At 61.3% G+C, this 20,266-nt stretch carries 18 protein-coding genes; 13 read left to right on the forward strand and 5 right to left on the reverse strand.

Annotation, left to right across the window (positions count from 1 at the left end; genetic code table 11):
* Window positions 1–27: 27 nt before the first annotated feature.
* The 5 genes from PMI25_RS22735 (at window position 28) to PMI25_RS22755 (ending at window position 3,851) form a co-directional block, all read left to right on the forward strand.
* Window positions 28–936, forward strand: coding sequence for a LysR substrate-binding domain-containing protein (locus PMI25_RS22735; protein ID WP_007962273.1), 909 nt, complete (start codon window positions 28–30; stop codon window positions 934–936).
* 331 nt (window positions 937–1,267) lie between these two features.
* Window positions 1,268–1,759, forward strand: coding sequence for a 5-(carboxyamino)imidazole ribonucleotide mutase (gene purE / locus PMI25_RS22740; RefSeq protein WP_003229641.1), 492 nt, complete (start codon window positions 1,268–1,270; stop codon window positions 1,757–1,759).
* Window positions 1,760–1,769: 10 nt separating this feature from the next.
* Entirely contained in the window at window positions 1,770–2,852 is a 1,083-nt protein-coding gene (locus PMI25_RS22745; protein WP_007962276.1) for a 5-(carboxyamino)imidazole ribonucleotide synthase, read from the forward strand.
* 114 nt (window positions 2,853–2,966) lie between these two features.
* Window positions 2,967–3,212: a GlsB/YeaQ/YmgE family stress response membrane protein gene (locus tag PMI25_RS22750; RefSeq protein WP_003229635.1), complete on the forward strand. Its 246-nt coding sequence runs from the start codon at window positions 2,967–2,969 to the stop codon at window positions 3,210–3,212.
* A gap of 102 nt (window positions 3,213–3,314) precedes the next feature.
* Window positions 3,315–3,851 carry a DUF3299 domain-containing protein gene (locus PMI25_RS22755; RefSeq protein WP_007962278.1) on the forward strand — a complete coding sequence of 179 codons (537 nt, stop codon included), beginning with the start codon at window positions 3,315–3,317 and terminating at the stop codon, window positions 3,849–3,851.
* 152 nt (window positions 3,852–4,003) lie between these two features.
* Here the strand turns inward: PMI25_RS22755 and PMI25_RS22760 are convergent, their stop codons facing one another.
* Together PMI25_RS22760 and PMI25_RS22765 are read right to left on the reverse strand one after the other, a co-directional pair.
* Window positions 4,004–4,903 carry a D-hexose-6-phosphate mutarotase gene (locus PMI25_RS22760; protein WP_007962280.1) on the reverse strand — a complete coding sequence of 300 codons (900 nt, stop codon included), beginning with the start codon at window positions 4,901–4,903 and terminating at the stop codon, window positions 4,004–4,006.
* A gap of 58 nt (window positions 4,904–4,961) precedes the next feature.
* Window positions 4,962–5,366, reverse strand: a complete 405-nt coding sequence (locus PMI25_RS22765; protein WP_003229628.1) for an acyl-CoA thioesterase — start codon at window positions 5,364–5,366, stop codon at window positions 4,962–4,964.
* Window positions 5,367–5,742: 376 nt separating this feature from the next.
* Between PMI25_RS22765 and PMI25_RS22770 the strand changes: the two genes are divergently transcribed.
* The 8 genes from PMI25_RS22770 to PMI25_RS22805 all read left to right on the forward strand — a co-directional run bounded on the left by PMI25_RS22770 (window position 5,743) and on the right by PMI25_RS22805 (window position 16,475).
* Window positions 5,743–7,041, forward strand: a complete 1,299-nt coding sequence (locus PMI25_RS22770) for an MFS transporter (RefSeq protein ID WP_007962285.1) — start codon at window positions 5,743–5,745, stop codon at window positions 7,039–7,041.
* 233 nt (window positions 7,042–7,274) lie between these two features.
* Window positions 7,275–8,279 (forward strand): phosphate ABC transporter substrate-binding protein PstS, encoded by a 1,005-nt coding sequence (locus tag PMI25_RS22775; protein WP_007962286.1) that lies wholly within the window; start codon window positions 7,275–7,277, stop codon window positions 8,277–8,279.
* Between the two features lie 425 nt (window positions 8,280–8,704).
* Window positions 8,705–10,738 carry an ABC transporter permease subunit gene (locus PMI25_RS22780; RefSeq protein ID WP_177325739.1) on the forward strand — a complete coding sequence of 678 codons (2,034 nt, stop codon included), beginning with the start codon at window positions 8,705–8,707 and terminating at the stop codon, window positions 10,736–10,738.
* Between the two features lie 15 nt (window positions 10,739–10,753).
* Window positions 10,754–12,424, forward strand: a complete 1,671-nt coding sequence (gene pstA / locus PMI25_RS22785) for a phosphate ABC transporter permease PstA (RefSeq protein ID WP_007962288.1) — start codon at window positions 10,754–10,756, stop codon at window positions 12,422–12,424.
* A 169-nt stretch (window positions 12,425–12,593) separates the two neighbouring features.
* On the forward strand, window positions 12,594–13,427 hold the full coding sequence (pstB, locus tag PMI25_RS22790; protein WP_007962289.1) for a phosphate ABC transporter ATP-binding protein PstB: 834 nt from the start codon (window positions 12,594–12,596) through the stop codon (window positions 13,425–13,427).
* 70 nt (window positions 13,428–13,497) lie between these two features.
* On the forward strand, window positions 13,498–14,259 hold the full coding sequence (gene phoU, locus PMI25_RS22795) for a phosphate signaling complex protein PhoU (RefSeq protein WP_007962290.1): 762 nt from the start codon (window positions 13,498–13,500) through the stop codon (window positions 14,257–14,259).
* A 178-nt stretch (window positions 14,260–14,437) separates the two neighbouring features.
* A complete protein-coding gene (locus PMI25_RS22800; protein ID WP_007962291.1) occupies window positions 14,438–15,394 on the forward strand; it encodes a response regulator in 957 nt (318 codons plus the stop codon).
* A 184-nt stretch (window positions 15,395–15,578) separates the two neighbouring features.
* Entirely contained in the window at window positions 15,579–16,475 is an 897-nt protein-coding gene (locus PMI25_RS22805) for a peptidoglycan DD-metalloendopeptidase family protein (RefSeq protein ID WP_007962296.1), read from the forward strand.
* A 186-nt stretch (window positions 16,476–16,661) separates the two neighbouring features.
* Here PMI25_RS22805 and PMI25_RS22810 read toward each other — a convergent pair whose 3' ends face one another.
* The 3 genes from PMI25_RS22810 to phoB form a co-directional block, all read right to left on the reverse strand.
* The gene (locus tag PMI25_RS22810; RefSeq protein ID WP_007962298.1) at window positions 16,662–18,002 is read right to left on the reverse strand and encodes a hemolysin family protein; all 1,341 of its coding nucleotides are present in this window, start codon (window positions 18,000–18,002) and stop codon (window positions 16,662–16,664) included.
* A 111-nt stretch (window positions 18,003–18,113) separates the two neighbouring features.
* Window positions 18,114–19,400, reverse strand: a complete 1,287-nt coding sequence (phoR, locus tag PMI25_RS22815) for a phosphate regulon sensor histidine kinase PhoR (protein ID WP_238547098.1) — start codon at window positions 19,398–19,400, stop codon at window positions 18,114–18,116.
* A gap of 74 nt (window positions 19,401–19,474) precedes the next feature.
* Window positions 19,475–20,164, reverse strand: coding sequence for a phosphate regulon transcriptional regulator PhoB (gene phoB, locus PMI25_RS22820; protein ID WP_003229608.1), 690 nt, complete (start codon window positions 20,162–20,164; stop codon window positions 19,475–19,477).
* Window positions 20,165–20,266 lie beyond the last annotated feature (102 nt).

Here is a 20,266-nt window from a genome sequence, read left to right on the forward strand (position 1 = left end):
GTTTTGGTGCGTGTCCGGGAGGACGTGATGAATCTGGAAAGCAAATGGCTCGAGGACTTCAGTGCCCTGGCCGCCACCCGCAGCTTCTCGCAGGCGGCCGAACGGCGCTTCGTGACCCAGCCGGCGTTCAGTCGGCGGATCCGCAGCCTGGAAGCAGCGCTTGGGCTGACGCTGGTCAACCGCTCGCGCACGCCGATCGAACTGACGGCAGCCGGGCAGCTGTTTCTGGTGACCGCGCGCACCGTGGTCGAACAGCTCGGCGAAGTGCTGCGGCATCTGCATCACCTGGAAGGCGGGCAGGGCGAGGTGATGCAGGTCGCCGCCGCACACTCGCTGGCGCTGGGCTTCTTCCCGCGCTGGATCGCGCAACTGCGCAATGAAGGGCTGAACATCGCCACGCGGCTGGTGGCGACCAACGTCGGCGACGCGGTGCACGCGCTGCGCGAAGGTGGCTGCGACCTGATGCTGGCGTTCTACGACCCGGACGCAGCGATGCAGATGGACCCGGAAATCTTCCCGTCGCTGCACCTGGGCCAGACCGAAATGCTCCCGGTGTGCGCGGCGGATGCCGACGGTAAACCGCTGTTCGATCTGGAAGGCGAGGCCAGCGTGCCGCTGCTGGCGTACAGCGCCGGGGCGTTTCTCGGGCGCTCGGTGAATGGTTTGCTGCGTCAGCGTCAGCTGCGCTTCACCACCATCTATGAAACCGCCATGGCCGACAGCCTCAAGAGCATGGCCCTGGAGGGCCTCGGTATCGCCTGGGTGCCACAGCTGAGCGTGCGCGCCGAACTGGCCCGTGGCGAACTCGTCGTCTGCGGCGGCCCGCAATGGCACGTGCCGCTGGAGATTCGCCTGTACCGCTGCGCACTGGTGCGCAAGGCCAACGTGCGGTTGCTCTGGCGCAAGCTTGAAGGCGGCGCTGCACAGGCTTCCTGAACCCACCCAACAACCCTGTGGGAGCTGGCTCGCCAGCGATAGCGGTGGGTCAGTCACCGCCTGTGGTTACTGATCCGACGCCATCGCTGGCAAGCCAGCTCCCACAGGTATCGAGTGATGCTGGAGCGCTGACCTTCAAGTCAATAAAACCGGGCCTTTCGCTGATTTGACAGATGGTCGTTTCGGGGGCTGTTTATTGCTTTCTTTGCGGTATACTGCGCGGCCTTCGGCCGGTACGTCCGGCCATTTTTCGTACAATCAAGCCACGCAATCCTGCGTGGCTTGTTGTTTTTGACGCGCCTGCGGGCGCCCAGAGAGAAGAGGCGCGACGATGAGTGCACTGGTTGGCGTGATCATGGGCTCCAAGTCCGATTGGTCCACCCTTAGCCACACCGCCGATATGCTGGAAAAGCTCGGCATCCCGTACGAGGTCAAGGTGGTTTCTGCCCACCGCACCCCGGATCTGCTGTTCCAGTACGCCGAAGAGGCTGAGGGCCGCGGCATCGAGGTGATCATCGCCGGTGCCGGTGGCGCCGCTCACCTGCCTGGCATGTGTGCGGCCAAGACCCACCTGCCGGTGCTGGGCGTTCCGGTGCAGTCGTCGATGCTCTCGGGCGTCGATTCGCTGCTGTCGATCGTGCAGATGCCGGCGGGCATCCCGGTTGCCACCCTGGCCATCGGCAAAGCGGGCGCGATCAACGCCGCGCTGCTCTCGGCGAGCATCCTTGGCGCCAAGCATCCACAGTTCCACGCGGTACTGAAAACCTTCCGTGCCGAGCAGACAGACAGCGTCCTGGACAATCCAGACCCACGTATTGCCTGAGGTTGTTGAGATGAAGATCGGTGTAATCGGTGGCGGCCAGTTGGGTCGCATGTTGGCGCTGGCGGGTACTCCGCTGGGCATGAACTTCGCTTTCCTCGACCCTGCGCCGGACGCTTGCGCGGCGGCACTGGGCGAACACCTGCGGGCCGATTACGGCGATCAGGATCACCTGCGCCAACTGGCTGACGAAGTCGACCTGGTGACCTTCGAGTTCGAAAGCGTCCCGGCGGAAACCGTGGCGTTCCTCTCGCAATTCGTCCCGGTCTATCCGAGCGCCGAAGCCCTGCGCATCGCTCGCGACCGCTGGTTCGAGAAGAGCATGTTCAAGGACCTGGGCATCCCGACCCCGGCCTTCGCCGACATTCAATCGCAAGCCGATCTGGACGCCGCCGTGGCTGCCATCGGTCTGCCGGCCGTGCTGAAAACCCGCACCCTGGGTTACGACGGCAAGGGCCAGAAAGTCCTGCGCAAGCCGGAAGACGTGGTCGGTACATTCGCCGAGCTGGGCAGCGTGGCCTGCCTGCTGGAAGGCTTCGTGCCGTTCACCGGCGAAGTTTCGCTGATTGCCGTGCGTGCCCGTGATGGTGAAACCAAGTTCTATCCGTTGGTGCACAACACCCACGACAGCGGCATTCTCAAGTTGTCGGTCGCCAGCACCGATCACCCGCTGCAGGCGTTGGCCGAAGACTATTCCAGCCGCGTGCTCAAGCAGCTCGACTATGTGGGCGTGATGGCGTTCGAGTTCTTTGAAGTCGACGGCGGCCTCAAGGCCAACGAAATCGCTCCGCGTGTGCACAACTCCGGGCACTGGACCACCGAAGGCGCCGAGTGCAGCCAGTTTGAAAACCACTTGCGCGCCGTTGCCGGTCTGCCGTTGGGTTCGACCGCCAAAGTGGGCGAGAGCGCCATGCTCAACTTCATTGGTGTGGTGCCGCCGGTAGAGAAAGTCATCGCCATCGAGGATTGCCATCTGCATCACTACGGCAAAGCCTTCAAGGCCGGGCGCAAGGTCGGTCACGCCAACCTGCGCTGCACCGACATGGCCACGCTGCAGGCACAGATCGTCAAGGTCGAAGCGCTGATCGCCGAGTAAACAGTTTCATGTGGTAGCGGCGGAACCTTCGGGAGCCGCCGTTCTCTCATGGCAGGATGCCAAAGTCTGACTAGGCTTTGGCATATCTATCATTCAGAGTCAGAGGGAAATGCCATGGGAATTATCGGAACCATCTTTATCGGCTTGATCGTCGGCCTGCTGGCACGCTTCCTCAAACCGGGCGATGACAGCATGGGCTGGATCATGACCATCCTGCTCGGTATCGGCGGTTCGCTGGCGGCCACTTACGGCGGCCAGGCCCTGGGTATCTATCAGGCCGGTCAGGGCGCAGGCTTCATCGGTGCGCTGGTCGGCGCGATCGTGCTGCTGGTGATCTACGGCCTGATCAAAAAGAACTGATCCAAGCGACCAAGTCCTCTCTGCCAACGCGGCAGGGAGGGCTAGAATGCTCGGCGATTCAACGTCCTTCCTTTATCCGAGCATCTTTTACCGAGCACCTCCATGCGCCGTCTTCTGTTGACTCTTCTTTTGCTGGGCAGCGGCCTGGCCCACGCCGGCGAACTGCCGGAAACCGACTGGCTGGAACTGATGCCCAAGTCGGACCAGAAAGCCCTCGAGGCCATGCCCGAAATCGACCACAACTCCCCGGAAGCCACCGGCACTTTCACCGAGAAGGGCGGGATGAAACAGGCCAAGGGCCTGCCGGCAGTGATGTATTCGACCAAGACCGTGGCGTCGATGAACGACAAACACATCCGCATCGGTGGCTACCCGGTGCCGCTGGAATCCGACGCCAAAGGGCGCAGCACGCTGTTCTTCCTGGTGCCATACCCGGGCGCGTGCATCCACGTGCCGCCACCACCGCCGAATCAACTGGTGCTGGTGCGTTATCCGAAGGGCTTGAAGCTGGATGACATCTACACGCCGTTGTGGGTGACCGGCACGCTGAAGATCGAGAAGGTCAGCAATGATCTGGCCGACGCAGCGTATGCGCTGGACGCGGACAAGGTGCGGGTGGTGCAGGAGTCCGACCTCTGACATCTGAACAATTGTAGTGAGGGGATTTATCCCCGATGGGTTGCGAAGCGCCCCCCGCTTTTGCATCAAGGGCAGGGGCCTGCTCCGCAGGCCATCGGGGATAAATCCCCTCACCACAAAGGCTTTCACCCACATTGATATTGCGGTGGTGGTTACAGCGGTTTGCTGCCGACGCTGACACCCATCGTATGGCTCGCCCCCGAGGCCAGCGTGACCACATCACCCATCACATTCGCCGTCTCGATGCACAGCATGCGCTGCCAACCGTCATTGTCCATGTCGCTGAACGCGGCGGCGCGGTCGATCCACGGGTTCCAGATCACCGCGGTGCGTGAGCCGCTGGCGCTCAACACGATGCGTCGTTCCCAGGCCGGATCGACGATGCTCAGTTGCGGCGGAGCGTCGAGGTAGATGCGGTCGGTTTCCCCGGCAAAGCGCAGTCCGCCTTGCTGGCGGCGGGTGTTCCAGTTGTCCAGGGTCTCGATGTAATCCAGCCCTTCAACACCTTCGACGTGCACGTTGCGCACATCGCTGACGGCGTAATAGGTATGCAGCGCCTGACTGAGGCTGACGGTTTCGGCACCACGGTTATGGCTGGTCAGGCTGATGTTCAGCTGATCATTCAGGTGCAGGGTCAAGGTCAGGTCGACCTGATGCGGCCAGCCCGGGAATCCGCCTTCGGGATACGGCAGCCTGAATTCCACCTTGACCCCATGGTCTTCGGCTTCGATCCCGCCCAGCTCCCAATCCATCGCCCGGACAAAGCCGTGGGCCTGTGCCGGTTCATCGCTGACGCGCATCGCTTTGACGCTTTGCGGGTTGCGCTCGAAGATGCCAAACCAGGGCCAGCACACCGGCACGCCGGCGCGGATGCTCTTGCCGGTCTTGAACACGGCCTTGTCGTTGAGCCAGATGATCGGCGGCTGGCCGTCGACCTGATAACTGAGGATGTGCGCGCCTTGCTGGGCCACCAGCACTTCGGCCTGACCGTGGCGAATGCGCCAGCAGTTCAGTTCATCCAGTTTCACCGCTTCAACGTTGGGCGTGTTCATGGGGCAACTCTCGATCAGACACTTGGGACGACTATCGACCGCAAAACCGCGGCGATGTTTAACGCGCGCGTGGCGGCACCGAGCGAGTGCGACCGCTGCCGTCGATGGCGACGAAGACGAACACCGCCTCGGTCACTTTACGCCACTCGCTGGACAGCGGATCGTCGCTCCACACTTCGACCATCATCTGGATCGAGCTGCGACCGATTTCCAGGGTCTGGGTATAAAAGGACAATTGCGCGCCGACCGCGACCGGCACCAGAAAGGCCATGCGGTCGATGGCGACCGTGGCTACGCGACCACCGGCCACGCGGCTGGCCATCGCGGTGCCTGCCAGATCCATCTGCGCCACCAGCCAGCCGCCGAAAATATCGCCAAAGCCGTTGGTTTCGCGCGGGAGTGCGGTGATTTGCAAGGCCAGGTCGCCTTGCGGGATCGGATCTTCTTGTTCGAGCTCTATCATGCCGGGGGTGCCTCTGACCCGTGACTCTTCGTTGGTATTGCTGGTGGTAGCCGTCTTCAGGAAAAACGATTCAGCACCGAACATACTGCGTTCGTCACGTTTTCCATAGGCGTCTAAAGGGGAAACTCTGCGAAACCGGCTGACCCGTTCAAAGGCCGGGCCAACGACGTTTTCGCACAGCAACCCCCTACAAACCGGAGCAAGGTTGCGAGTATATCGGTCGGTAGACTCCGCGACGACCATCGGGTTCTGATTTTGACCGGCAAATACGCGCCTCTATGTGCTTTTTCGAACAATTTGCTATGGTGCCGAACCTGCCCAAGCCACAGCCAGCGTTGTTGTGGCGGTAGATCCGCCTATAAGAGAAGCCCTTGCCATGACCACAGCGCCTTCGAGCCTCGCGCAGCCCGAGCAACCTGCACGCCCCCTGACCCGCAATGACTACAAGACTTTGTCGCTATCGGCCCTGGGCGGTGCGCTGGAGTTTTACGACTTCATCATCTTCGTGTTCTTCGCCACCGTGGTCGGCAAGCTGTTCTTCCCGGCCGACATGCCCGAGTGGCTGCGCCTGATGCAGACCTTCGGCATCTTCGCCGCCGGTTACCTCGCGCGGCCGCTGGGCGGCATCGTCATGGCGCACTTCGGCGACCTGCTGGGGCGCAAGAAGATGTTCACCCTGAGCATTTTCATGATGGCCGTGCCGACCCTGATCATGGGCCTGTTGCCGACCTACGCGCAGATTGGCATGTGGGCGCCGATCCTGCTGTTGCTGATGCGGGTGATCCAGGGCGCGGCGATTGGTGGTGAGGTGCCGGGGGCGTGGGTCTTCGTTTCCGAACACGTGCCGCAAAAGCACATCGGCTATGCCTGCGGCACCCTGACCAGCGGCCTGACGGCGGGCATCCTCCTCGGCTCGCTGGTCGCCACCGCGATCAACAGCATTTATACGCCGGTGGAAGTCGCGGATTACGCCTGGCGGATCCCGTTCCTGCTCGGTGGCGTCTTCGGCCTGTTCTCGGTCTATCTGCGCCGCTGGCTGCACGAAACTCCGGTGTTCGCCGAACTGCAACTGCGCAAGGCGCTGGCCGAAGAAGTGCCGCTGCGCGCAGTACTGCGTGACCATCGCGGGGCGATTGCGGTCTCGATGCTGCTGACCTGGCTGCTGTCCGCCGGGATTGTCGTGGTGATCCTGATGACCCCGACCGTGCTGCAGACGGTCTATCACTTCACGCCGACCGAGTCGCTGCAATCGAACAGCCTGGCGATCGTGTTTCTGAGCATCGGCTGCATTATCTCCGGTGCGCTGGCCGATCGCTTGGGCGCGGGCCGGGTGTTTGTCTTCGGTTCGCTGGGCTTGTTGATCAGCTCCTGGACCTTTTATCACAGCCTCGCCGACCACCCGAACTGGCTGTTCCCGCTGTATGCCCTGACCGGTCTGCTGGTCGGCACCATCGGTGCGGTGCCGTACGTGATGGTCAAGGCGTTCCCGCCAGTGGTGCGCTTCAGCGGATTGTCGTTCTCGTACAACGTGGCGTACGCGATCTTCGGTGGCCTGACGCCGATGGTGGTCAGCCTGCTGCTTAAAGAGAGTGCGATGGGCCCGGCCTACTATGTGGCGGTGCTGTGCACGATGGGGATTCTGGTCGGGGCGTGGCTGTGGAAGAAGGGGCGCTAATTCAGGTTCCGCATCCGCTGTTCTGACGCCATCGCGAGCAGGCTCACTCCTACCGTTGGAATGTATTTTCAATTGTAGGAGTGAGCCTGCTCGCGATTGGGGCGACTCGAATCATTCAGTAAAATCTCGATGCTGGCCTTTCATCCAATTGTCATATTTCAGCCATAGAGTGTTCACACGGCCTGCTGATACTTGGCCCCGAATTAACACACCCTATCTGCTAGGAGTAAGGCATGAAACTGAAGCGTTTGATGGCGGCAATGACTTTTGTCGCTGCTGGCGTTGCGACTGCCCACGCGGTAGCCGCTGGCGTTGACCCGGCAATTCCGGCTTACACCAAGGTCACCGGTGTATCGGGCAACTTGTCCAGCGTTGGTTCCGACACTCTGGCCAACCTCATGACCCTGTGGGCTGAGAACTACAAGAAAGAATACCCGAACGTAAACATCCAGATTCAGGCCGCTGGCTCCGCCACCGCGCCACCTGCGCTGACTGAAGGCACCTCCAACCTGGGCCCGATGAGCCGCAAGATGAAGGACACCGAACTGGCGGCCTTCGAACAGAAATACGGCTACAAGCCAACCGCTATCCCGGTGGCCGTGGACGCCCTGGCGGTGTTCGTGCACAAGGACAACCCGATCCAGCACCTGACCATGGAACAGGTTGACGCGATCTTCTCGTCCACTCGTCTGTGCGGCGCCAAAGCCGACGTGAAAACCTGGGGCGACCTGGGTGTGACCGGCGACCTGGGCAACAAGCCAGTGCAACTGTTCGGTCGTAACTCGGTATCCGGCACTTACGGCTACTTCAAGGAAGAAGCCCTGTGCAAAGGCGACTACAAGCCTAATGTCAACGAGCAACCAGGTTCGGCGTCGGTCGTGCAGTCGATCAGCTCCTCGCTGAACGGCATCGGTTACTCGGGCATCGGCTACAAGACTGCCAGCGTGAAGACCGTTGCTCTGTCGAAGAAAGGCAGCACTGACTTCATCGAAGACACCGAAGAAAACGCCCTGAACGGCAAGTACCCGCTGTCGCGCTTCCTCTACGTTTACGTGAACAAGGCCCCGAACAAGCCTCTGGCCCCGCTGGAAGCCGAGTTCGTGAAACTGGTTCTGTCCAAACAGGGTCAGGAAGTGGTGGTGAAAGACGGCTACATCCCACTGCCGGCCAAGGTTGCTGCAAAAGCACTGGCTGACCTGGGTCTGCAGGAAGGCGGCGCTGAAGTCGCAAAAAAGTAACAAACTGAGTCCGGGGTGAACCCCACCGGAGTCAGGTAAAAGGCCGGATCTGCCAGCAGACCGGCCTTTTACACACCTCAAATTTTCAATCCTCTGCCAGTCCCGCTGGCGGTGGATTTGGTGCGTCACTGCATTGTCATCTTTCTGTCATACAGGATCGCTAGGGTGAGCGCATGAATGATCTGGCCAATTCCCCAATGACTACGACTTCCCCTCCCAAGCGCATTGATTTCAATACGCCTGAGCTGCAACGCAAGCGCCGCATTCGCGCGCTCAAGGATCGCTTCACCCGTTGGTACGTCCTCGTTGGCGGGCTGGCGGTGCTGGCAGCCATCACCCTGATCTTCTTCTTTCTCGCCTACGTCGTTGCACCGTTGTTCCACGGTGCCAGCCTGACCGCGAAAGATGCCATTACCCCAGCCTGGATGCAGGACGCCGGCAAGCCGCTGATGATTTCGCTCGAAGAGCAGAATCAGGTGGCGATGCGCGTTTCCGACAAGGGCCAGGCGCTGTTCTTCGATATCGACAGTGGCGCTGAACTGAAGCGCGTCGATCTGCCGGTGCCTGCTGGCGCAACGGTCACTTCCATCGGTGAAGACCAGCCAGGTCATCCGCTGGTCGCCGTGGGTCTGTCCAACGGCCAGGCGCTGGTGTTCCGTCACACCTATAAAGTCAGCTACCCCGATGGCAAGAAAACCATCACCCCGGCCATTGAATACCCGTATGGCGAAGCGCCGATCGCGGTGAACGAGAGCGGTGGGGCACTGGAGCACGTGAGCCTCAACGCTACCGATTCGACGCTGATGCTGGTGGGCTCAACCGGTTCGCAACTCAATGTGCTGGCGCTGACCAGCGAAGAAAACATGATGACCGGCGAAGTCACCAACGAGCAGAAGCGTATCGAGCTGCCGCAGATGACCGAGCCGGTGAAAAACATCTTCGTCGACCCGCGCCAGCAATGGCTGTACGTGGTCAACGGGCGTGCCCAGGCCGACGTGTTCAGCCTGCGCGACAAGAGCCTCAACGGTCGCTACAAACTGCTGGAAAACGCTGACGCCGAAGTCACCGCGAGCACGCAACTGGTGGGCGGCATCTCGCTGATCATCGGTGACTCCAAGGGTGGCCTGGCCCAGTGGTTCATGGCTCGCGATACCGATGGCGAGCTGCGCCTGAAGCAGATCCGTACCTTCCAGATGGGCTCCGCGCCAATCGTTGAAATCACTGCCGAAGAGCGTCGCAAGGGCTTCGTGGCCCTCGATGCCAGCGGCAAGCTCGGCGTGTTCCACAGCACCGCGCACCGCACCCTGCTGGTCGAGCCGGTCGCCGAAGGCCAGGGCCTGTTCGGTCTGTCGCCGCGCGCCAACCGGGTGATCGTCGAGGCCGGCGGCAAGTTGCAACCGCTGCTGCTCGACAACCCGCACCCGGAAGTGTCGTGGAGCGCGTTGTGGAGCAAGGTCTGGTACGAGAACTACGACGAGCCTAAATACGTCTGGCAATCGACCGCTGCCAACACCGATTTCGAACCGAAACTGAGCTTGTCGCCACTGACCTTCGGCACCCTGAAAGCCGCGTTCTACGCCATGCTGCTGGCGGCACCGCTGGCGGTTGCCGCCGCGATCTACACCGCGTACTTCATGGCCCCGGGCATGCGCCGCAAGGTCAAGCCGGTGATCGAACTGATGGAAGCGATGCCGACGGTGATCCTCGGGTTCTTCGCCGGTCTGTTCCTCGCGCCGTATGTAGAAGGGCATCTGCCGGGCATCTTCAGCCTGCTGATGCTGTTGCCGATCGGCATTCTGGTCGCCGGCTTCACCTTCAGTCGTCTGCCTGAGTCGATCCGCCTGAAAGTCCCGGACGGCTGGGAAAGTGCGCTGCTGATTCCGGTGATCCTGTTTGTCGGTTGGCTGTCGCTGTACATGAGTCCGTACATGGAGAACTGGTTCTTCGGCGGTGACATGCGCATGTGGATCTCCCACGACCTGGGCATCACCTACGACCAGCGCAACGCTCTGGTAGTCGGTCTGGCGATGGGTTTTGCGGTGATCCCGAACATCTACTCGATTGCCGAAGATGCCGTGTTCAGTGTGCCGCGTGGCCTGACCCTCGGTTCCCTGGCGCTCGGTGCCACGCCGTGGCAGACCATGACCCGCGTGGTGATCCTCACCGCCAGCCCGGGCATCTTCTCCGCACTGATGATCGGCATGGGCCGTGCGGTCGGCGAAACCATGATCGTGCTGATGGCCACGGGTAACACCCCGGTCATGGAAATGAACCTGTTCGAAGGCCTGCGCACCCTGGCCGCCAACGTCGCGGTGGAAATGCCCGAGTCGGAAGTCGGCGGCAGCCACTACCGCGTGCTGTTCCTCTCGGCGCTGGTGCTGCTGTTGTTCACCTTCGTCATGAACACCCTGGCAGAACTGATTCGTCAGCGTCTGCGCAAGAAATACTCGTCGCTTTAAGAAAGGTAGAAGTCTGTGAAACAGAACTCCCTGAATGGATGGTTCAAGAGCGGCGCCCCGGGCGTCTGGATCAGCGGTGGCGCGGTGTCCATCGCGGTCATCATGACCATTGGCCTGCTGGCGGTGATTGCCGTGCGCGGTCTGGGTCACTTCTGGCCGGCGGACCTGATCCACGCCAGCTACGACGTACCGGGCCAGGCCAATCATCTGGTCATCGGCGAAGTGGTACAGAAAGAAGAGGTGCCGCGTGCACGGCTGAAAAGCGCCGGCCTGCCGGTGCCTGATCAGGGCCCGGAATTCATGACCCGCGAGCTGATCAAGGTCGGCAACCGTGACCTGAACGGCAACGACTTCACCTGGGTGGTCGGCGAGTGGCTGACCAAGCAGACCACGCCGCCGGAACTGATGGCGATCGAGCGTCGCGAGTGGGGCAACTTCTACGGCTACCTGGTCAACGTCAAACAGGACGGCAAGGTGATCGCCGAAGGCGAAGCGGCCTGGCCTGAGCTGCAAGCGCGGATCAACCGTGTGAACGGCCTTGCTGCACAACTCAAGTCGCTGGAAAAGACCGACATCGGTGCGATCAACGCAGGGCTCGAGCGCATCCGTCTGCACGGGCGCAAACTGGAACTCGACGGCAAGCTCGACGCCACCGCGCAAGCGGACATGGACGCCGAGCGTGCCGAGCTGAACGCGCGTTATCAGGACATCGAAGCGCGTCTGAGCGATCTGCATGCGCAGTTCAACCGCGACGCGTTGACTGCTCGCGATGCCAACGGCAAAGAGATCGAAATCAGCCTGGGCAAAGTGGTTCACGCCTATCAGCCGAATGCCATGGGCACGATGACGAAAATCGGTTTCTACTTCAGCAAGGTCTGGGAATTCCTGTCCGACGATCCGCGTGAAGCGAACACCGAAGGCGGGATCTTCCCGGCGATTTTCGGCACGGTGATGATGACTTTGATCATGGCGATGATCGTCACCCCGTTCGGCGTGCTGGCGGCGGTCTACCTGCGTGAATACGCCAAGCAGAACGCCCTGACCCGGATCATCCGCATCGCCGTGAACAACCTCGCCGGCGTGCCGGCGATCGTTTACGGCGTGTTCGGTCTGGGCTTCTTCGTCTACGTGCTGGGTGGTTCGGTCGACCGTCTGTTCTTCCCCGAAGCACTGCCGGCGCCGACCTTCGGTACTCCAGGTCTGCTCTGGGCCTCGTTGACCCTGGCGCTGCTGGCGGTGCCGGTGGTGATCGTGGCGACCGAGGAAGGTCTGGCGCGTATCCCGCGCACCGTCCGTGAAGGTTCGCTGGCACTGGGCGCGACCAAGGCCGAAACGCTGTGGAAGATCGTTCTGCCAATGGCCAGCCCGGCGATGATGACCGGGATGATCCTCGCCGTGGCCCGCGCCGCCGGTGAAGTGGCGCCGCTGATGCTGGTGGGTGTGGTGAAGCTGGCGCCGTCGCTGCCGGTGGACGGCAACTACCCGTACCTGCACCTGGACCAGAAGATCATGCACCTGGGCTTCCACATCTATGACGTCGGCTTCCAGAGCCCGAACGTCGAAGCGGCACGACCGCTGGTGTACGCCACGGCGCTGCTGCTGGTGCTGGTGATCGCCACGTTGAACCTGTCGGCGGTGTGGATTCGTAACCACCTGCGCGAAAAATACAAAGCGCTGGATAGCTAAGGACGACGCGAACCCTGTGGGAGCGAGCTTGCTCGCGAAGCTTTTGGCGGTCTTAAGGACCCCTTCGCGAGCAAGCTCGCTCCCACATTGATCCGCGGCCACCGCAATATTGATGGAAGCTGCAACAAGCAGTGTTCCGAACCGAATTTGTTAGCACAGGGAGCCTCCCATGCAGCACGAAACACATACCCACGGCATCAACATGTCGGCCTTGGGTCGCGACAAGCAGAGCCTGAGCCTCGAGCAGGAAACCGTGGCCATCGAAGTCCCGGGCCTGAGCCTGTTCTACGGCGAGAAGCAGGCGCTGTTCGACGTCAGCATGAACATCCCGAAACAGCGCGTGACCGCGTTCATCGGCCCGTCCGGCTGCGGCAAGTCCACGCTGCTGCGTACCTTCAACCGCATGAACGATCTGGTTGACGGCTGCCGTGTCGAAGGCGCGATCAACCTGTACGGCAACAACATCTATCGCAAGGGCGAAGACGTTGCCGAGCTGCGTCGTCGCGTCGGCATGGTGTTCCAGAAGCCCAACCCGTTCCCCAAGACCATCTACGAAAACGTGGTCTACGGGCTGCGCATTCAGGGTATCAACAAGAAGCGCATTCTCGACGAAGCGGTCGAGTGGGCGTTGAAAGGCGCGGCGCTGTGGGATGAAGTGAAAGATCGCCTGCACGATTCGGCACTCGGCCTGTCCGGTGGTCAGCAGCAGCGTCTGGTGATTGCCCGCACCATCGCGGTTGAGCCGGAAGTGCTGCTGCTCGACGAACCGTGCTCGGCCCTCGACCCGATCTCGACCCTGAAAGTCGAAGAGCTGATCTACGAGCTGAAGTCCAAGTTCACCATCGTCATCGTGACCCACAACATGCAGCAGGCCGCGCGGGTTTCCGACTACACGGCGTTCATGTACATGGGCAAACTGGTGGAATTCGGCGACACCGATACCCTGTTCACCAATCCGGCGAAGAAGCAGACCGAAGACTACATCACCGGTCGTTATGGCTGACAGTTGCGGTTATTCACAGAATTGACGCTGCGGCCCACCGCACCTTACCGGACGCTCCAAGGACGCCAACATGATTAGTAAAGAAGGCCTTACCCACCACATCTCCGCGCAGTTCAACGCCGAGCTTGAGGAAGTGCGCAGCCACCTCCTGGCCATGGGCGGGCTGGTCGAGAAGCAGGTCAACGACGCAGTCACCGCGCTGATCGAGGCCGACTCGGGCCTGGCTCAGCAGGTGCGCGAGATCGACGACCAGATCAATCAGATGGAACGCAACATCGACGAAGAATGCCTGCGCATTCTCGCCCGTCGGCAGCCGGCGGCGTCCGACCTGCGGCTGATCATCAGCATCTCCAAGTCGGTGATCGACCTGGAGCGCATCGGCGATGAGGCGACCAAGATCGCCCGCCGTGCCATTCAGCTGTGCGAAGAAGGCGAAGCGCCGCGCGGTTACGTCGAAGTGCGTCACATCGGCGACCAGGTGCGCAACATGGTCCGTGATGCGCTGGACGCGTTTGCCCGCTTCGATGCCGATCTGGCCCTGTCGGTGGCGCAGTACGACAAGGTCATCGACCGCGAATACAAGACCGCGCTGCGCGAGCTGGCGACCTACATGATGGAAGACCCGCGCTCTATCTCGCGGGTTCTGAGCATTATCTGGGTGCTGCGTTCGCTGGAGCGCATCGGCGACCACGCGCGCAACATCTCGGAGCTGGTGATTTACCTGGTGCGCGGCACCGATGTGCGCCACCTGGGCCTCAAACGCATGAAAGAAGAAGTTCAAGGCACAAGCGGCGAAACCGCTAATGTTCCGGGCGATGCTGACGATAAGTAAGATTGCCTGAGAAAAGCGCCCGGCCCTTTGGCCGGGCGTTTTTGTTTATGGTGCTTGAACAGCGAATCGAATTAAAAAGCAGCACCCGCGAACGAAAAGTCCCGGCGTGACTGAAGATTGTTGGCAATGTGCCATCAGCAAAGCGGTATGCTTGCCGGGATTTTTATAGGGGTGTTGGATGAGCAAGATCAGTGTGTTGGTCGTGGACGATGCTTCGTTCATTCGCGACCTGGTGAAAAAATGCCTGCGTAACTATTTCCCGGGGATCCGCACCGAGGATGCCATCAACGGCAAAAAGGCCCAGGCCATGCTGGCCAAAGAAGCGTTCGACCTGGTCCTGTGCGATTGGGAAATGCCGGAAATGTCCGGTCTTGAGCTGCTGACCTGGTGCCGTCAGCAAGACAATCTCAAGTCGATGCCATTCATCATGGTCACCAGCCGTGGCGATAAAGAGAACGTGGTGCAGGCGATCCAGGCCGGGGTTTCCGGCTACGTCAGCAAGCCGTTCACCAACGAACAACTGCTGACCAAGGTCAAGCAGGCGCTGAACAAGGTTGGCAAGCTCGACGCCCTGATGAACAGCGCGCCAACCAAGATGAACTCGGCGTTCGGCAACGATTCCCTGAGCGCATTGACCGGTGGCAAGGCTGCCGTGGTCGGCGCTGCGCCAGCGGCGGCTGCGGTCAATCCGTTCGCCAAGCCTGCTGCAGCTGCTGCGGCGCCTGCTGCTGCGCCGTCCCGTGGCTTGCTCAACAGTCCGCCGGTGCAGGCACCGGCTGCCTCCAAAGCGCCGGTCGGCGGTCGTGGTCAGGGTCAGTTGCGCCTGCCGAGTGGCACCCAGCAATGCGTGATCAAGGCCCTGAGCATCAAGGAGGCGCTGCTGGTGGTGAAGCGCACAGAAACCCTGCCGCAGATCCTCGACAGCGCCGTGCTCGATCTGGAGCAGGGCGACAACGCGGAAATCGCCCGCCTCAACGGCTACCTGCACGCTATCGTTGCCCACGAACAGAAAGCCGACAGCGACTGGCTGCAACTGACCTTCCGCTTCGTCGATCAGGACGCACAGAAGCTCGACTACATCTCCCGCCTGATCGCCCGTGGCACGGCGCAGAAGCACTTCGTTCCGGGCGCGTAAGCGGCGCATCGAAAAAGATCGCAGCCTTCGGCAGCTCCTACAGGATCGCATTCCAATGTAGGAGCTGCCGCAGGCTGCGATCTTTTGCTTTGTGCGCTGCCCAATTTGAAACATCTGTCGACTAGCCTGGTCTGTCTCAGCTGCTAGGCTCATTTCCAGGCCTTACTTCGACAGACTCTTGCCCATGCTCGCGCGCCTGCTGTTTTTCTGTGGTCTTTTCCTGGCCTCCGCCTCGGCTGTGGCCATGACCATCTACAAATCCACCGATGCCAACGGCGTGGTCTCGTACAGCGACCGGCCGAGCAAAGGCTCGCAGGTGTTCGTGTTTCAGGACCGCATGGTCGAGCACCTGGAGCGCCAGGTGTACCTCGATATCAAGAAGCAGAAGGGCAGCGACGTGGTGTTCGTGCGCAACGATCTGTATGCGCCGGTCGAAATTGCGCTGGCGTTTACCGGCCTGAGCAATGTGCGTGGCGCTCCGGCGCAGACGATTCGCCGGGTGCTGCCGGCGCGCAGCAACACGCGGTTGGCGCTGCTGACGGCGATTACCCGCGGTCAGCCGCTGGTGTATTCACCTCAATTCCAGTATTCGCTGGGTGACCCCACAGGAGCCGCGCAGAGCTATCGCTATCCACTGCCGTGGCGGGGCGGGCCGTTCCGTCTCAGTCAGGGTGCCAATGGCCAATACAGCCACTATGGGCCGAAGAACCGGTATGCGATGGACATCGCCATGCCGGTGGGCACACCGATCATTGCCGCACGGGCCGGGGTGGTGGTGAAAACCGAAAATTCACAGAGCGGACGCGGCAATGATGCGTCCGGCAATTTCGTTCGGGTGCTGCATGATGACGGCACGATGGGCGTGTACCTGCACCTCAAGCAAGGATCGGTGAGCGTGCGCGAAGGGCAGCGGGTGGTGGTCGGCAGCCCGCTGGCGCTGTCGGGCAATACCGGCAACAGCAGCGGCCCGCACCTGCACTTTGTGGTGCAGCGCAATACCGGGCAGGGGCTGGTGTCGATTCCGTATCAGTTCAACCAGCCACTGGGGGCGTTGCCCAACTTTGCGTTGGGCAAACAGTAAAACCGTTAGGGGGCCGCTGTGGAGGGGCTTTTGTGGTGAGGGGATTTATCCCCGATGGACGGCGCAGCCGTCCCAAAATCATTGAAGGCATTGAGTCAGGAGTTACGTGATTGCAGATTACAGGGCCGCTCCGCGACCCATCGGGGATAAATCCCCTCACCACAGAAGCGTCCCCCAAAACACCCATCAATCCAGCATCAACACCTTCGCCAGCACAATCTTCGGCCCTTTCATCTTCTTGATGATGATCCGCAGGCCTTCGACTTCCAGCACTTCTTCCTCTTCCGGTACCCGTTTCAGGGTCTCGTAAACCAGCCCGGCGAGGGTTTCGGCTTCGATGTGATCCAGGTCGATACCGAGCAGGCGTTCAACCTTGAACAGCGGTGTATCGCCGCGTACCAGCAGCTTGCCCGGCTGATACGCGAGGATCCCGCGCTCGGCCTTGCGGTGTTCGTCCTGGATGTCGCCGACCAGCACTTCCAGCACGTCTTCCATGGTCAGGTAGCCGATGATGTTGCCATCGGCCTCTTCAACCACGGCAAAGTGCGAGCCGCCCTTGCGGAACTGCTCCAGCAGTTGCGACAGCGGCATGTGCCGCGATACGCGCTCCAGCGGGCGGGTCAGCTCAGCCAGGTTGAACGACTCCGGAATATGGTCCAGCGCCGCCAGCTCCAGCAGCAGGTCCTTGATGTGCAACAGGCCGACGAACTCCTGACGTTCGCTGTCGTACACCGGATACCGGCTGAACTTGTGGCGGCGGAACATCGCGAGGATTTCTTTCAACGGCGCGTTGAATTCGAGGGTGATCAGGTCTTCGCGGGAGTTGGCCCAGTCGACCACTTCCAGTTCGCCCATCTCCACCGCCGAGGCCAGCACGCGCATGCCCTGGTCGCTCGGGTCCTGACCACGGCTGGAGTGCAGGATCAGTTTCAGTTCTTCGCGGCTGTAATGGTGTTCGTGGTGCGGGCCGGGTTCGCCCTGGCCGGCGATGCGCAGAATCGCGTTGGCGCTGGCGTTGAGCAGGTAGATCGCCGGGTACATCGCCCAGTAGAACAGGTACAGCGGCACCGCCGTCCACAGCGACAGCAGCTCGGGTTTGCGGATCGCCCACGACTTGGGCGCCAGCTCACCGACCACGATGTGCAGGTAGGAAATGATGAAGAACGCGGTAAAGAACGAAATGCCTTTGACCACTTCCGGCGACTGCACGCCGACCGCGCTCAGCAGCGGCTCGAGAAGGTGCGCGAAGGCCGGCTCACCGACCCAGCCCAGACCGAGGGAGGCGAGGGTGATACCGAGCTGGCACGCCGAGAGGTACGCATCGAGCTGACTGTGTACGGTGCGCAGGATGTGCCCGCGCCAGCCGTTCTTGTCGGCGATGGCCTCGACCCGGGTCGAGCGCAGTTTGACCATGGCGAATTCCGCCGCAACGAAGAAGCCGTTGAGCAAAACCAGGATCAGAGCGAAAAGAATCATGCCGAAATCGGCGAATATCGTAGCGAGGGACAAGCCAGGGGAAGGGTCCATGATGGAGTTTTGCAGGTTCCGTGTGATTCGTAAGAGAGAAGAAATCGCGCCTGAAAGGCAGACGCAAGTCAGCCAATGTAGCGGCTGACCTGGCGATTGCCTAGTGCGACATTACTCAGCGGTGCTGATCGCCCGTGCGCTGGCCACTTGCGCCGGAGCGAAATGACAGGTGAATGTGCTGCCGTGGCCGGGCACGCTGCTGATCTCCATCCGCGCGCGGTGGCGCAGCAGCACGTGTTTGACGATCGCCAGGCCCAGCCCGGTGCCGCCGGTGTTGGAGTTGCGGCTGGAGTCGACGCGGTAGAAACGTTCGGTCAGGCGTGGCAGGTGCTTGCTGTCGATGCCGATCCCCGAATCTTGCACGCTCAGGTGCGCGCCTTGGTCGTCGCCCCACCAGCGGATGCGAATATTGCCCTCGGCCGGGGTGTATTTCACCGCGTTGAATACCAGATTGGAGAAGGCGCTGCGCAGTTCCGCCTCGCTGCCCTTGAGCAGGATCTTGCCGTCGGCTTCGAGGGTGATTTTCTGGTTTTTCTGCCCGGACAACTGCTGGGCGTCGCTCTTGATCGATTGCAGCAGGGTATCGATCTGCACCGGCTGGTTGTCCGACGGGTAGTCAGTGGCTTCCAGTTTCGCCAGCAACAGCAGGTCGTTGAGCAGGGTCTGCATGCGCCCGCCCTGTTGCTGCATCTGCTGCAGGGCGCGGCTCCAGCGCGGGTTCACTTCCTCGACATTGTCGAGCAGGGTTTCCAGGTAGCCGCAGATCACCGTCAGCGGCGTGCGCAACTCGTGGGAGACGTTGGCGATGAAGTCTTTGCGCATCTGTTCCAGCTGATGAATGCGCGTGACGTCGCGCACCAGCATCAGATGCTCGTTGTTGCCGTAGCGCGTCAGGTACAGCTGAATGCGCACCCGATCGTTGGTTGGCGAGGGAATTTCCAGCGGTTCGGCATAGCTGTCCTGCTCGAAGTATTCCTTGAAGCGCGGATGGCGTACCAGGTTGGTCACCGGTTGGCCGCTGTCCTGCGGGGTCTTGAGGCCGAGCAGGGTTTCGGCAGCGCGGTTCCACCATTCCAGGTTGCCGTCGCTGTCGAGCATGATCACCGCATCTTTCAGCGCGGCGGTGGACTCCTGCACCCGGTCGATCACCGCTTGCAGGCGCCCGCGTACCCGTTGGTCGCGGCGTTGCAGGTGGTAGATGCTGTCGAACACCTCGCCCCACAGGCCATAGCCGTCGGGCGGTGCTTCATCGGGTTGGTGCAGGCGCAGCCATTCGTGCAAACGCAGCAGTTGCTTGAGCGTCCAGGCAAGGTAAATGCCCAGGCCGGCAGCGAGGCTCCAGCCGTAATAGCCGGTGATCAGGCCGATCACCAGGCAGGCGGTGACCAGCAACAGCATGTGGCGAATCAGGGTGCCATGCCAGTTTTGATTCACGGAAAATACGGTCCTTGTCAGCGAGTCTGGCGGTCGGATCAGGCCTTGGTGGAAAACCGGTAGCCAGTGCCGCGCACGGTTTGTACCAGATTTTCGTAGGCGTCGCCGAGGGCCTTGCGCAAGCGCCGGATGTGCACGTCGACGGTGCGTTCTTCAACATAGACGTTGCCGCCCCAGACCTGATCCAGCAACTGGCCGCGCGTGTAGGCGCGTTCCTGGTGGGTCATGAAAAATTGCAGCAGACGATATTCGGTCGGGCCCATCTCGGCCGGACGGCCATCGATGGTCACGCGGTGGCTGATCGGGTCGAGCAACAGGCCGCCGACTTCGATCGGCGCTTCGCCATCGGTCGGGCCGGCGCGGCGCAGCACGGCCTTGAGGCGGGCGACCAGTTCCCGTGGGGAAAACGGTTTGGTGATGTAGTCGTCGGCGCCGACCTCAAGACCCTGGATCTTGTTGTCCTCTTCGCCCTTGGCGGTGAGCATGATGATCGGGATGTCCCCGGTCAGCTCGTCGCGCTTGAGACGGCGGGCCAGTTCGATGCCGGAGGTGCCGGGCAGCATCCAGTCGAGCAGGATCAGGTCCGGTTTGCGGTCAACGATGATGGCGTGAGCCTGCTGCGAGTTCTCAGCCTCGAGGCAGTCATAGCCGGCCATTTCCAACGCAACGGCGATCATTTCGCGAATGGGCGCTTCGTCGTCGACGATCAGAATGCTCCTGCCAACCATGCCTTAATCCTCTTGTCATTTAACTGTCTTGCGCCGCATTAGATAACGGAATTATTGCAGTCGTGTGACAGTATTTTAGTCGCCCGGCGATTGTCCGGATCC

This window comes from Pseudomonas sp. GM30 (assembly GCF_000282275.2).
Taxonomy (GTDB): domain Bacteria; phylum Pseudomonadota; class Gammaproteobacteria; order Pseudomonadales; family Pseudomonadaceae; genus Aquipseudomonas.